9 protein-coding genes are annotated in these 13,488 nt (G+C 71.5%); 4 read left to right on the top strand and 5 right to left on the bottom strand.

From position 1 onward, the window contains the following. Positions 1 to 230: 230 nt before the first annotated feature. The 4 genes from WMF43_RS08985 (at position 231) to WMF43_RS09000 (ending at position 7,132) form a co-directional block, all read left to right on the top strand. Positions 231 to 3,956, top strand: coding sequence for a response regulator (locus tag WMF43_RS08985; protein WP_437679062.1), 3,726 nt, complete (start codon positions 231 to 233; stop codon positions 3,954 to 3,956). 19 nt (positions 3,957 to 3,975) lie between these two features. After that, positions 3,976 to 4,350 carry a response regulator gene (locus tag WMF43_RS08990; RefSeq protein ID WP_437679063.1) on the top strand — a complete coding sequence of 125 codons (375 nt, stop codon included), beginning with the start codon at positions 3,976 to 3,978 and terminating at the stop codon, positions 4,348 to 4,350. Positions 4,351 to 4,431: 81 nt separating this feature from the next. Next, a complete protein-coding gene (locus tag WMF43_RS08995) occupies positions 4,432 to 4,818 on the top strand; it encodes a response regulator (RefSeq protein WP_437679064.1) in 387 nt (128 codons plus the stop codon). Positions 4,819 to 5,803: 985 nt separating this feature from the next. After that, positions 5,804 to 7,132: a cellulose binding domain-containing protein gene (locus tag WMF43_RS09000; protein ID WP_437679065.1), complete on the top strand. Its 1,329-nt coding sequence runs from the start codon at positions 5,804 to 5,806 to the stop codon at positions 7,130 to 7,132. Positions 7,133 to 7,498: 366 nt separating this feature from the next. On the opposite strand, the gene WMF43_RS09005 is transcribed toward WMF43_RS09000, so the two are convergent. The 5 genes from WMF43_RS09005 to WMF43_RS09025 form a co-directional block, all read right to left on the bottom strand. Continuing rightward, the gene (locus WMF43_RS09005; protein WP_437679066.1) at positions 7,499 to 8,863 is read right to left on the bottom strand and encodes a DUF7305 domain-containing protein; all 1,365 of its coding nucleotides are present in this window, start codon (positions 8,861 to 8,863) and stop codon (positions 7,499 to 7,501) included. 84 nt (positions 8,864 to 8,947) lie between these two features. Beyond that, complete coding sequence (locus tag WMF43_RS09010; protein ID WP_437679067.1) at positions 8,948 to 10,216, bottom strand: DUF7305 domain-containing protein; 1,269 nt, start codon at positions 10,214 to 10,216, stop codon at positions 8,948 to 8,950. A gap of 20 nt (positions 10,217 to 10,236) precedes the next feature. Continuing rightward, a complete protein-coding gene (locus WMF43_RS09015) occupies positions 10,237 to 11,703 on the bottom strand; it encodes a FecR domain-containing protein (RefSeq protein ID WP_437679068.1) in 1,467 nt (488 codons plus the stop codon). Beyond that, complete coding sequence (locus WMF43_RS09020; protein ID WP_437679069.1) at positions 11,700 to 12,263, bottom strand: RNA polymerase sigma factor; 564 nt, start codon at positions 12,261 to 12,263, stop codon at positions 11,700 to 11,702. The genes WMF43_RS09015 and WMF43_RS09020 overlap by 4 nt, the downstream gene beginning before the upstream one ends. A 59-nt stretch (positions 12,264 to 12,322) precedes the next feature. Next, positions 12,323 to 13,402: a hypothetical protein gene (locus WMF43_RS09025; RefSeq protein ID WP_437679070.1), complete on the bottom strand. Its 1,080-nt coding sequence runs from the start codon at positions 13,400 to 13,402 to the stop codon at positions 12,323 to 12,325. Positions 13,403 to 13,488 lie beyond the last annotated feature (86 nt).

A 13,488-nucleotide genomic window follows, 5' to 3' on the forward strand; every position in this document is an offset into this window, starting at 1 on the left:
CCGCCGGGCGGTACCGTACGGAGGGCCGCTGCATGTGAGCAAGAATCCTACAGCGGCAGCGTCGCTGCGCTGGTGCGCCGGAGGGGGGAGGGGCGGGCGCGTGGTGGGGAAGAACGGTGCTCTTCCAGTACGGCGGCCGCCGCGTCGGCGCTCCACGCTGGCGCCGGCCTCAAGCGTGGTTGTGTTCTCCAGTTTACCCCATCCGGTAATTCATGTAGATGTAAAATTCCATGGGGGGGGAATCGAGCGAGGGCAAGCGCCGTCTTGCGCCCAGCCTGTCGTTATGGGTGGCGGGCACGCTGATCGTCGCGTTGCTCGCCTTGGTGGGCCCGGGGCTCTGGCTCACTGCGCAGCTCATCGAGAGCGCGGTGATGAGCGAGGAGATGCGCGTCCTCGGGCAGGCCCACGACAGCTGGACCCAGCGAATCAATGACCGACTGACCGAGACCGAAGCGAGCGCCGCCCGGTACGGCCGCATCCTGAGCATGGCGCTCCAGGATGACCCTGTGGGCTCCCCGGAGAGGTTCGACGCCATCGTCGGGCCCGCGCCCGACGGCGGTATGGTGTCGCGCAAGGCGGGCTTCGCTCCCGGCCGAGACGCCGTCGTCTGGCTGCCCGCAGGCTACCCGCTCGACGACGAGGAGAAGCTCTTCCTCCTGGAGGCGAAGCGCGTAACCGAGCTGTATTCGGCGGGAGCTCCAGGTGAGCCCATCAGCACCTGGATCATTCCCCGTCGGAACGGGCTCGTGATGTACTGGCCCAGCTACACGAGTTACATCGACCAGGTCGATACAACCGTGGACTTTGCCAGCTCGGAATGGATGGCGCTCGTGCTCCCGGCGAACAACCCTGAGGGGAAGCCGCGCTGGACGCCGACGAGCTACGATCCGGCGGCGCGCGAGTGGATGGTGAGCGTCGTGGCGCCGTTCTTCCGCGGCGGGGTCTTCGCGGGCAGCAGCGGGCACGATGTCACCGTCAACGCGGTGATGACGAGCTTCCGGGAGCTCACGGCATACCAGGGGGCGCTGCATCTCCTCGTGCAGCGCGATGGAACGCTGCTCATCTCGAGCGCGCATCAGGACAGGATCCACGAGAGCAAGGGGACACTGAAGCTCGCTGGCCTGGGGGATGCCGGGCTCTCACGCACGTTCGACGAGGCGAAGCAGAGCTCCGGCGGCGCGGCGCGCACGGTCATCGACGGGGAGAAGCAGCGCGTGCTCGTGGCGGCGCACATCCCGGGGCCCGACTGGTACCTGATCACCGAGGTTCCTCAAGGGTCGCTCGCGAGCGTCGTGAAGGGGTCGTACCGGCGGCACTGGCTGGCCGGGGCGGCGGTGATCCTGGCGGTCGTGATGCTCCCGGTGCTCGTGGTCATGCGCGTGACCCTGCCCTCCGTACGGCGGCTCGTCGCCGCGGCGGGGCGGTTCCAGGCGGGTGACGTCGAGCAGCGCTTCGGGGCCTCGGCCGTTCGAGAGCTCGTTCAGATCGGCGAAGCGCTCAACGCAATGGCCGAAAAGGCGGCGGAGGACCAGCGGCGGCTCGCGGACCAGGGCAGGCAGATCCGCCTCCTGCTCGACTCGACGGCCGAGGCGATCGTGGGGCTCGACCGGGAAGGGCGATGTACGTTCGTCAACCAGGCGGGCCTCTCGCTCTTCGGCCTCACGGAGCCCGAGCTCCTCTCGAAGCCTATCGGGCTCCTCGAGCAACCCTCCTCGCCGGGCGAGACGGCGCCCCAGCGCGGGAGCACCTTCATCCACGACAGCCTCGCGCGCGGCGCCGCCGCGCACGCGGAGGAGCTGATCCTGCGGCGAAACGACGGGACGAGGGTCGTGGTCGAGTGCTGGTCTCACCCCATTCGCCAGGACGACGGGGTGATCGGGACCGTGGTGACGGCGGTCGACATCAGCGCGCGCAGGGCGGCGCAGCACGCGCTGCGGACGAGCGAAGAGCGGCTGAAGCTCGTGATCGAGGGGAGCAACGACGGCTTCTGGGACTGGGACCTCGCGACCGAGGTCCTCGAGCTGAGCGGGCGGTGGGCGGAGATGCTGGGCGAGCGCGTGGAGGATCTCGAGCCGCACGCCCGCACCTGGGAGGAGCGCATGCACCCGGAGGACCAGGCGGCGTCCCGGGCCTTGCTGGACGAGCACCTCGCGGGCCTCACGCCCCATTTCGAGGTGGAGCAGCGGATGCGCTGCAAGAGCGGCGAATGGAAGTGGATGCTGACGCGCGGCAAGGTCGTGGCGCGCGACGAGGCGGGCAAGCCGCTCCGGATGGCCGGAACGCAGACGGACATCAGCGAGCGCAAGCGCAGCGAGGCGCTCCGGAAGAAGACGGAGGAGCTCGAGGCGCTCAGCCTGCAGATCCAGGAGGCGAACCGGCTGAAGAGCGAGTTTCTCGCGAACATGTCTCACGAGCTCCGGACGCCGCTGAACGCCATCATCGGGTTCGCCGAGCTCATGTACGACGGCAAGGTGGGTCCCCTGTCGGAAGAGCACAAGGAGTACATGGGGGATATCCTGAGCAGCGGTCAGCACCTGCTCCAGCTCATCAACGACATCCTGGATCTCGCCAAGATCGAGGCCGGCAAGACGGATCTCAGGCCCGAGCCGGTGGATCCGGGCGCGGTGGTCCTGGAGATACGGGACGTGCTCCGCGACATGGCGGCGCGGAGGGGGATACGCATCGAGACCGACGTCGACACGGCGCTCGGCCGGGTGGTCGTCGACGTCCCCAAGCTGAAGCAGATCCTCTACAACTACCTGTCGAACGGGCTGAAGTTCGCGCGCGAGGGCGGCCGCGTGGCGGTGCGGGTGCGCGGCGAAGGCCCCGACATGTTTCGCATCGAGGTCGAGGACGAGGGGATGGGCATCCGGCCCGAGGATCTCGAGCAGCTGTTCGTCGCGTTCCAGCAGCTCGACGCGAGCGCGTCGAAGAGGCACCAGGGGAGCGGCCTCGGGCTCGCCCTCACGAAGCGCATCGTCGAGGCCCACGGCGGCCGCGTGGGCGTGGTGAGCAGCGTCGGCCAGGGGAGCACGTTCTTCGCCGTGCTCCCGAGGGTCACCGAGAAGACGAGCGAGCCCGAGGTCCGGCACCGGACGACGCCGGCCGAGGCCGCGCCCCCTGGCGCGCCGGCGGTGCTGGTGATCGAGGACGACGAGCAAGAGCGGTCGTGGTTATGCCGGACGCTCGCGGAGGCAGGCTACGCGGTCGAGCTCGTCGCGACCGGCGCCGAGGCCCTGGCCCTCTGTCAGAAGCGCGCCTTCGCCGCCATCACCCTGGACCTCCTGCTGGACGGGGAGAGCGGCCTCGATCTGCTGAGGAAGATCCGGGCGGAGGGCCCGAACGCGACGACGCCGGTCATCGCGGTCACGCTCACGGCCGAGCAGGGGCTCGCGAGCGGCTTCGCCATCCACGAGGTCCTGATCAAGCCGCTCCAGCCGGACGCGCTGCTCGCGTCGTTGAGGCGAGCGGGCGTGTCTCCCGATCCGGGGTGCAAGATCCTCGTGATCGACGACGACCCGCGCGCCTGCAAGATCATGGCGGCGACGCTCACCCAGCTCGGGTACCAGGCCATTTGCAGCCATGACGGGGCGCACGGCCTCGGCGTGCTCGTGGAGGAGCGCCCCGCGGCCGTGGTGCTCGACCTGCTGATGCCCGGGATGGATGGATTCGAGTTCCTGGAGCGCTTTCGTGAGCTGGGCGGCGGCCCCCGTGTCCCCGTCTTCGTGTGGACGGTCAAGGACCTGACGGCCGAAGAGAGGACGAGGCTCCGCGCGTCGGCCCACGCGATCTTCCAGAAGGGCCGCCAGGGCGTCAACGTCCTCCTGGAGGAGATCCGGCGCGTGTGCGCGCCTCATCGCGCGGCGGACGCGGAGAGCGCGCGCCCGGACCGGCCGGCGCCGGGGCACCGGCCTGGCGGCGGGCCCCCGGGGCGAGCGCAGGAAGAGACCACGTAGAGCTCGATGGAGATGGGCCATGGCTGGTGAACCGATCCTGGTGGTCGACGACAACGCGACGAACATGAAGCTCCTGCGCGTCCTGCTGAAGACGGAGGGGTACGAGGTCCGCACCGCGATGGGCGCGCAGGAGGCCCTCGAGGTCATGAAGCACTTCCGGCCTCGCCTCATCCTGATGGACCTGCAGCTCCCGGGCATGAGCGGGCTCGAGCTGACGAGCCTGCTGAAGGCCGACGCCGGGACCCGCGACATCATCGTCCTGGCCATCACGGCCTATGCGATGAAGGGAGACGACGAGAAGGCGCGCGCGGCCGGCTGCGACGGCTACATCTCCAAGCCGATCGACACGCGCGCCCTCGCCAGCCTGATCGCGCAGCGACTTTCCGCACGTTGACACCGCCGGTCCGGCCGGCTGCTCGCCCCTCGGACACGGGGCGACGAACGGCCGCTCTGGCGCCCCCCGGGGAGAGGAACGATGGCACGCATTCTTGTCATTGACGACGACGAAGTCTCCAGCAAGTTGACCAAGGTCAGGCTGACCGGCGCGGGGTTCGACGTGACCTGCCACCACGGGCCGTTCGGCAGCCTCAACGCCATCCGCAGAGGCGAGTACGACCTCATCCTCCTCGACGTCCGCATGCCGGCCCTGGACGGGTCGGGCATCATGCAGCTCATCCGCTCGACGCCCGGGCTCGAGAGGACCAAGATCTTGCTCTACAGCAGCGTGGATCCGGAGGATCTCGCCCGGCTCGCCCAGGACCATGGCGCCCAGGGCTACCTCTCGAAGTCGTGCGGCGGTGACGCGCTGGTGGCCAGGATCTCGGACGTGATCAGGGGCCCTGACAGGTCGTCCCAGAAGTGACGGTCTCGGCACGATGGCCTCGGGCGCGCGCTCGCTCGGGCCGGGCGCGGCAGGCCGCGGTGCCTTCCTCGCTCCCCGCGCGACCCTCTTCGTGAACGGGGCTCATCCCGGTTGCCCGTGAGGGAGGCCCATCGATGGCCGCCTCTCGCATGATGTAAGAGAGCCGGTCGGCGATCGCTTTCCACCACGAGCGGAGTCTTACCGCGAGGGCTCGTCGTGGTCAGTCCGAGGCTCGCCCCTCGATTCCCCTGGTGTGGCGTCCCTCACCGCGCCTCGCGACCGCGCTGTGTTCACCCGATACGAGCCAGTGGTCGAGGCGAAAAAAGATCCGCCCGTTCCTCGAGGTGCTCGCCACAGAAGGGTCGAGGCGCTCGCAAGCGCCGCCACCACGACCGGAGGGAGACAAACGTCACGAGGCTCATTCGAACCGCGGCGCTCTGCGGCGTCCATTCACGCTTGAATTTTATACGGGCATCCCGCGCCGACCCACGTCGGCGGAGAGGCGACCTGCGATGACGCCCAGAGCACGCCCGTGCGCTCGACGAGCGATCGTCCACGCAGCGGTGATGCTGCCAGTCAGCGCGGGAGTCTTGCGTGCCGCGTGCGTGCGCGTGAGCACCAGCACAAGCCGCGTGAGCTTGAAGTGCATATCCCACAATTGTGTTTCCGAAGAATGATTTTGTCGTGAACGACTCGATAAATGATATATTCTGACGGTCACGGCGCTTCGCTTAGCTTGCTTGATACAGAATCCGTGGTTGGGCCTCGGCGTGCGCGAGCCGGTCGGGCCACGCGATCTCGCTCGTCGTGCCAACTGAGGTGAATTCCACGCGCCGTGGATCCCTGGGCGGAGCTGTCGTCGCAGCGCCGTCCACCGGCGTCGTGAGCCAGCTGTCTACAGGACAGCGCGCGCAAGTGAGTCACTCTCGCCTGTCGCTCGGCGCACAGCAAAGCGTCCGATTCGATCAAGGCACTGGAGGTCCCGATGAAGTCAGTCATGCGGATCGGTTTTGTTGCGTCGTCCTTGCTCATCAATGCGTGCTCCGTGGAGAGCGTCGGCAGCGAAGAAGGCAACGATGATACGATCGGCGACGTCGAGTCTTCTTTGCAGGGGACCGACGGCATGGAGGCGGCCCTGTCGGTCACCAAGGCTTATTTCGGCGGCTACTGCGCACGCGTGACGGTATCCAACCGTGGCAGCGCGGCGACGTCCTCGTGGACCACGACCATGGACATGGGCGGAAAGCGCTTGACCTGGTCGGCGGACGGGGAGTTTGCAGCGGCCGGCGACGCGGTGACCGTCAAGTCGACATCGTCCAACGCGGTCATCCAGGCGGGCGGCTCGACTCAGTACCGGTTCTGCGCCTCGGGTTCTCATCGCACCCCCGCCACCCTCACCGCGGTGTCCGCGATCTTCGAGAGCGGCGCTGGCAGCGGCGGGAGCTCGGGCGGCACGGGCGGCGCGGGCGGCGCGGGCGGCACGGGCGGCGCGGGCGGCGCGGGCGGCACGGGCGGCGCGGGCGGCGCGGGCGGGAACTCGGGAGGATCCACCGGCGAGCAGCCGCGGCTGCCGGAGATCACCGGCGCGTGCCCGACGTTCACGACGGGCACCAAGACGGTCGGCGGTCTGAGCGGGATCTCGATGCAGGTCGGCCCGAAGCGGGAGGGCACCGGGTCGCTCATCTTCTACTGGCACGGGACGGGCTCGTCCGCGAGTGAGGTCAACAGCATGGTCCCTTCCGCGGTGAGGCAGGAGATCCTCGATCAGGGCGGCATCATCGTGTCCTTCCAGGGCTCGCTCAGTACCGGGGGTGATTGTTCCGGCACGTCCACGTTCAGCAAGGACGACTTCAAGATCGCTGACCAGATCGCGGCGTGCGCCGTGAGGGACCACGGCATCGATCCTCGCCGGATCTACACCACGGGTTGCAGCGCCGGTGGGCTGCAGGCAGGCTGCATGGGGGCCCTGCGCTCGAGCTACGTCGCGGCCGTGGTCCCGAACTCGGGCGGGCTGGTCTCTCGGCAGCCCATCCAGGATCAGGGCCATGTGCCGGCGGTCATGACGATGCACGGCGGCTCGTCGGACCGGGTCGTCGTGTCGTTCGCGCAGACGAGCGCGACGTACGACGAGCAGATGAGCAACGCGGGCAGTTTCGTGGTGAACTGCAATCATGGCGGCGGACACTGCCGAGCGCCCGCCGCCCTGTATACCGCCGCCTGGGAGTTCATGAAGGCACACCCGTTCGGCGTCGAGCCCGAGCCCTACGCGTCGGGGCTGCCGGCGAGCTTCCCGAGCTACTGTGAAGAGTATTGAGCCGAAGCTCTCCGATCGATCGCTGCCGGGGCGCTCCTGAGCGCCGCGATCCTGAGGACGCCCAGGCGGGGCCGCGTTCTCGCGGCTCCGCCTGGATCGCGACCACGAGATCGGTTCCAGCTTGTCCTCCCCGTGGTTCGGGCTGTCAGAAGCCTTGGCGGGGATCACGGCGAGAGAAGAGAGAATTTAACGCAAAGGCGCAAAGGCGCAAAGACGCAAAAATACAGAGAAAAACTCTGGTTTGCGCCTTTGCGCCTTTGCGCCTTTGCGCCTTTGCGTTAAATTCTCTCGGGACCCCTGGCCAGCCTTGTGAGGCACGGAACTGGCCCGGGCGGCGCTCGCCGCACCGCCCGGGCGGCGCTCGCTTCACCGCAGATCGTCGCTGGTCACGAGCACGGTGCACTCGCCGTCCTGGCAAACGAGCGGCGCGGCGCAGTCGGAGTCCTGCGTGCATTCCCCGCAGCTCCCCTCGGTGCACACCTGCCCGCCCGCGCACTCGATGCTCTCGTCGCAGCCGCCGTCGGTCGACGGCTCGTCGCAGTCGTCGCCGCTCTCCAGGATCGACTCGTCGTAGTGGGCGATGAGCGCGCCGGGGGCGACGATGTTCTTCCCGAACAGCGAACCGTAGATCACGCCCACCCCCCCGATGGCAATGTTCGCCTCGGGGGCGTAGAGGTTGCCCGCGAACGCATTGTAGCCCGCGAGCGCGATGTCCCCGGTCCCGCCTGCATAGATCCTCATCGCGGCAGGGCGCGACTCGTCGCCGAATTTCGCCGCGCCCGCGATCACCAGGTTGTCCCGGATGAAGAGGTCCAGCTCCGCGCCGGGATCGAGCTCGACGCGGAACAGGCCGGATGCCCACAGGTCGTCGCCGACGAAGAGCGCCACGCGGCCCTTCACCCGGAGCGTGATCGCGCCGAGCCCGCCGATCTGATGGACATAATAACGCCCGTCCGGCAAGGCGATGTCCACGCCGAGGCCGGCGACCACGTTGAGCGCGTCCGGATCGAGGCCGACCGCGGCGTTGTCGTTGTGGAGGCGCCCGTCGTCGACCATGGCGCTGACATCGAGGATCTGGTCCGCGCCGCAGGGGCAAGGCGGCGCGATCTCGACCGCCTCCACGTGCTCCGTCCCGCCGACGTTGACGAGCGGCACGCCCCGGAAACCCTTGCCGGCCGGCATGTGCAGGTCGCGCTCGATGTCGACCACGCCGATGGCGAACGCCGTGTCGCCGAGCCAGGCGTCGCGGCCGACCTTCGTCACGCCGGCGACATCGAAGGACGGTGCAAACTTCAGGTCGCCACCCACCTTGAGCACACCGCCGAACAGCACGTCGCGCGAGCCCGCGACCGTGAAGGTGCCGCCCACGTCTGCATAACCGGCCGTGCTGTAGTCGCGGTTCACGCCGACGGCGCCGCCGCGCCTCGACTCGGGGCCCCTGCTCGATCGAAAGCTGTCCGTCTCCAGGTAGCCCGCGACGCGCGTGTCCTCGCAGCTGCACAGCGCCCACCCGAACGTGTGCTCGGCGAGCGTGCCCGTACAGGTCTCGTGCGTCGTCGTGCCGTCCTGCACGACAGGCACGCTCGGACCACCGTCGTCACCGAGGTCGCCAGGACCCTCGGCGCCGCCAGGAGCGCCGCCCGCCTCCCCGCCCGAGGAGGTCGTGCAGGCTGCCCAGGAAAATGAAGTGATGATGCACGTCGCGACAAGATAGGATGAAGGAAGTCTCATGGCGCTTGTCTCCCAGCAGGAGTGACGGCGCTTGCGTGCGCCTCGTCCCCCTCAGTGGCGGGCGCCTCCGGAAACGGGCGGAAATTATCTCGTCTCGATCGTCGGCTCGCAGCCGGCGAGGACCGCGCGATCGTGGTGCACGACCAGCGACGTCGCGCGCACCGATCGCGCAAAGAGCGCGCCTTGAACCGTCCACAGCGCGGCGTCGCTCGAGATCTCCGCCCGTGGCGCATAGAGGTTCACGGTGAGGTCGCCCCCCTCGAGCTTCACGACATCCCCTCCGACGAACACGCGTGTGCCGCCCGGGCGAGCGGGGTCCGCGATCCGCGCGCCCTCGTGGATCGTCAGGTCGCCGCTCACGAACAGGTCGAGCTCTGCGCCGGCGTCCATCGCGATCTGGAGCGCGGCGTCGATCTCGAGGTCCCCCTCCACCATGAGGGCGGCCCGGCCGGCCACGCGGATCGCTCCGCCGAGCGCGCCGGCGGGGGCCGGCACGAAATAGCGGCCGCAGCCCAGGGTCCAGTCGACCGGGCCCTCCGGCGGCGAGGGATCGAGCCCGGCCGCGGCGTTGTCGTTCGACTGCCTCGCCTCGCCCACGATCGCCGCGACGTCCAGGAGCTCGGGCTCGGCGCATGGACAGGGGGGCTCGATCGACACCTCGGTGTGCTGCGTGACCCCGTCGACGGCGACCGCGCCGACCAGCGACGCCGACTCGGCGAGATAGAGGTCCCGCAGCACCGAGCCCGTCGCGGTCACGACCGTGTCCGCGAGCCAGGCGTCCCGCCCGACCTCCAGGCGCCCGGTGATGGACGAGCGGCCGTTCAGCCGGAGATCGGCGCGCGTGGACAGCGACAGGACGAACGACGAGGGCGACGAGCCCGCCACGACGAGGTGCTCCCCGATCGCCGCCGAGGTCGCGAGCCCCGCGTAGTCTCCGTTCACCCCGACGGACCCGCCGGGCTCGCCTTCCACCAGGACGCCCACGCGCGAGTCGAAGCCGTCCGTCACCAGCTTCACGATGTCCGTGTCCTCGCAGGCGCAGAGCGCATTCTGGAACAGCGGCGGCGCGAGCGCCGCAGTGCAGAGCGTGTGCGCGGAGCTCGACGACACGGTCACCTGGGGCGCGGCGCACGCCGCGCCGTCAGGGCCGCCGGCCCCGTCCGCCCCGTCCGCCCCGCCGCCCCCGCCCGCCCCGCCGCCCCCGCCGGGCACGGCGCTGCTCCACTCGGCGACCACGGTGTCCAGCGGGGCGCATCCTGCGCCGGGCGCGGCGAGCGCGGCGCCGATCAGGAGCAACGGGGCGCCCGGGAGAGGTCTGCCGGCCCGGGTGGCGCGGCTCCTCGGCTCGCTCATGGCCCGCCTCGCTCGCGGCTTCAGGGGGCCTGCCCCGCGAGCCGGCGCCGCAGCGCCGCGGTGTGCGGGCTCGACGGGTACAGCGCCACGAACTCCTCGGCCGCGCGGCGCTCCTCTGCGGCCCGACCGAGGGCGCGGAGCGCGCGGATGCGGCCGTAGCGCGCCTCCTGGCTCAGCGCGCCGCCCCGGCGGAGGTACTGATCGAAGTGCTGGAGCGCCGCCGCGGGCTGGCCGAGCTCCCGGAGCTCGAGCTCGCCGAGCGACACGAGCGAGGCCAGCGCCTCGCTGCTCGCCGGGAACGCGCGCTGCAGCGCTCGGTACTGCTCCGCCGCGCCCGCCGCGTCCCCGCGGCTGCGGAGCCGTCGCGCCTCGGCGAGGCGATCGGCCGCGGAGGGCTGCGAGGCGCCTTTCGCGCCCGCCGCGCCCGAGGCGGCGGCGCTCGCCGGCGGTCGGGGCGCCGCGGCGGCGGTCGAACCGGGCGTCGCGGGGGGCGCTTTGACCGGCGCCGGCGCCGCGGAGGGCGCTTCGACCGGCGCCGGCGCCGCGGAGGGCGCTTCGACCGGCGCCGGCGCCGCGGAGGGCGCTTCGATCGGCGCCGGCGCCGCCGCCTCGGGTGACGGCGGCGGTGCAGGGGAGGACCCGGTGGCGGGCGGCGCCTCGACGAGGGACAGGTCGGCGCGCAGCTCGTCCCCGGACAGCGGCTCGACCGAGCCGGAGGCGACGTCCATCACCTGACCGGCGGCCAGCGGCCGGGCCGGCCCCTGCGCCCCCCGCACCTCGACCGCGCCGCGCTGCACGCGCGCGATGGGCTGGCCCTGCTCGGCGAGGTGCACCGAGAACACCGTCCCGATCGCGGTCACCCGCCCGCCCGGCGCCGTGACGGAGAAGCTCACGCCGGGCGGCTGCTTCTCCAGGGAGGCGACGACCCGGCCGCGCTCGAGCGCCACGCGGCGCTCGGCGCCCGCGATGTCGGTGAGCACCACCTCGCTGTGCGGGTGAAGGCAGAGCAGCACCCGGTCCGGCAGGTCGACGCACGCCGCGCGCTCGCCGACACGCACACGCGCGCCCTGCGCGAGCGCCTCGCCCGGGGCGCGCGCGTCGTCGCCCACCTGGACGCTGCCCCGCGCGACGACGCCCGCCGCCGTCGGTTCACCGCTGGCCGGAGGGCGCGACCGGAGCGGCCCGGCGGCGAGCGCCACGGCGGCGGCCGCGGCCAGGAGCCCGCCCGCGATCGCGGCGCGGGTCGCGCGCCGCCTCGGGCGCGCCGCGACGTCGGGGAGAGGCGCCGCGGGCGCGGGGCGCTCCGGCGTGTCGAGCGTCTCCTGCAGCTTCGCCCTGAGCGCATTCCAGGCGCCGGCCTCCCGCGCGCACGCGGCGCACCAGGCCTCGTGCAGCGCGCAGAACTCGAGCTCCGCCGGCGTCACCGGCTCCTCCACGGTCTCGCGATCGCGGATGTCCATCCACCGCTCGCACTCGGCCCTGGTCATCTGTCGCCTCCTCGTACCGGCCGGTCCGGCAGCTCCTCGCGCCGGATCAAGCGGCGGAGCGCTTGCTTGGCGCGCAGCAGGCGGTCTTTCACGGTGTTGACGGGCACGTCGGTCAGATCGGCGATCTCCTCGACCGAGTACTCGTGCGCGTACTTCAGCACCAGCACGGTCCGGAGCGGGGGCGGCAGCTCCTGCAGGTGCTGCAGGAGCGACTGGGCGTCCTGGCTGGCCGGGGTCGGGATCTCGTCCGGCGTCAGGCCGCCGTCGATCGGCGCCGCCAACGAGCGCCGCTTCGCCAGGGCGCGCATGCTCGTCCGCACGACGATGCGATCGGCCCAGTGCTCCAGGGAGCTCTCGCCGCGGTAGGTGGTCGCTGATCGGAAAATTTCCATCATGCTGGATTGGCTCGCGTCCGTCGCGTCGGCTTCGTTGCGCAGGAGGGAGCGCGCGATGCGGAAGGAGCGCGCGCGGAGGCGGGTATCGAGCGCGCGCGCCGCGCGGGGGTCGGCTGCCGCGACGAGCGCCATCAGGGAGAGGTCCTGCGCAGGGTCGGTCTTCACGGGCGGGTTCGAGCTGCTCCTGTGTGGCGGCGGCACGGGGGAAATGGGCGGATCTTTTTTCACCACAAGGGCACGGAGAGCCGGAGCTCGGCGCGCCCGCGCCACGGGGCCGCCTCGGTGACCCGCTCCGCGCCGGGCGCGTTCACGACGTAGCGGGCCCGCGCGACGAGGTAGTCGGCGCCGGCGAGCGCAGCCAGCGACAGCGCGGTGCCGGCGGGCTGCCACGCGGCGCCCGTCCGGGCGGTCAGCCCGGCTTCCCAGCGATCGGCGGGGCTGGCCGCGCGGAAGCCCGGCGCGGCCTCGACGCGCGTGGCCACGAGCACGTCGAGCAGCCCGCCCGCCTCTGCCAGCCACGCGAGCGCCGGCCCTCCGGCCGTGTAACCCGCGGCGAGCTCGATGGGGTGGCGTCGGAGCGTGAGCGCGGCGTGCTCCGTGCGGATGGTCGTGTCGGCCGAGAGCACCGAGGCCGCGCCGACGTACAGGTGGTGACCGAGCCGCGCGGAGATGCCGAGCCGGACCCCTGACCACCACGGCACCTCGGGCGAGAGGCTGGTCCCGTCGTAGCCGATCATGAGCCGGAGCCAGGGCGCGCGCTCCTCGCGGGGCGGCGCGGCGGGCGCGCGCGCCTGCGCGGGGGGGCTCACGCCGATCTCACCGCCTTCGAGCAGGGCGGCCAGGTGCGAGGCGACGATGACGCTCGTCTCCTCCACGACGGTGCTCGCCCCCGCCCCGGCGTCGACGCGGCGCACGATGGATCGAGCGCGCCCCACGTCGGTGACGACCAGCAGGACCGCGCCGTCGGCGTCGCCGACCACGCGCACGGCCGCGAACGCCTGGTGAGCGCTGGCCGCCGCGCGGTCGCGCGCGAGCCCGTCCTCCAGCGAGCCGCCCGCGCCCGTGGTCGGCTCGGCGACCACGTCCACCCCGACGGAGGCCGCCTGGACCTCGAGCGCCTGCCGGAGCTCCACGCCGAGGTGCGCGGCCGAGGGCGCGACGAGCACGACGGCGCGCGGGCGGCGGGCCGGCCCCCCCTGCGCGAGGGCCTCGGTGGCCGGCGCTGTCGCCGCGAGCACGATCAGCGCGAGACGACCCAGCGCGCGCCACGTGAACGCACGGGCGCGTGGTCTCCGAGCACTCATCAACGCGGGAGTATCTCACCGCCGGAGCGCGGCGGAGAAGAGCATCCTGCGTCGCTCGGGCCGCCGGGCCGGCTCTTCGTCCCCGC

Source organism: Sorangium sp. So ce131 (assembly GCF_051519095.1).
Taxonomy (GTDB): domain Bacteria; phylum Myxococcota_A; class Polyangia; order Polyangiales; family Polyangiaceae; genus Sorangium.

Excerpts from the sequence above, each read along its gene's own strand:
- WMF43_RS08985 (WP_437679062.1), top strand. The coding sequence starts at position 231 with ATGGGGGGGGAATCGAGCGAGGGCAAGCGCCGTCTTGCGCCCAGCCTG.
- WMF43_RS08990 (WP_437679063.1), top strand. The coding sequence starts at position 3,976 with ATGGCTGGTGAACCGATCCTGGTGGTCGACGACAACGCGACGAACATG.
- WMF43_RS09000 (WP_437679065.1), top strand. The coding sequence starts at position 5,804 with ATGAAGTCAGTCATGCGGATCGGTTTTGTTGCGTCGTCCTTGCTCATC.
- WMF43_RS09010 (WP_437679067.1), bottom strand. The coding sequence starts at position 10,216 with ATGAGCGAGCCGAGGAGCCGCGCCACCCGGGCCGGCAGACCTCTCCCG.
- WMF43_RS09015 (WP_437679068.1), bottom strand. The coding sequence starts at position 11,703 with ATGACCAGGGCCGAGTGCGAGCGGTGGATGGACATCCGCGATCGCGAG.
- WMF43_RS09005 (WP_437679066.1), bottom strand. The coding sequence starts at position 8,863 with ATGAGACTTCCTTCATCCTATCTTGTCGCGACGTGCATCATCACTTCA.
- WMF43_RS09025 (WP_437679070.1), bottom strand. The coding sequence starts at position 13,402 with ATGAGTGCTCGGAGACCACGCGCCCGTGCGTTCACGTGGCGCGCGCTG.
- WMF43_RS08995 (WP_437679064.1), top strand. The coding sequence starts at position 4,432 with ATGGCACGCATTCTTGTCATTGACGACGACGAAGTCTCCAGCAAGTTG.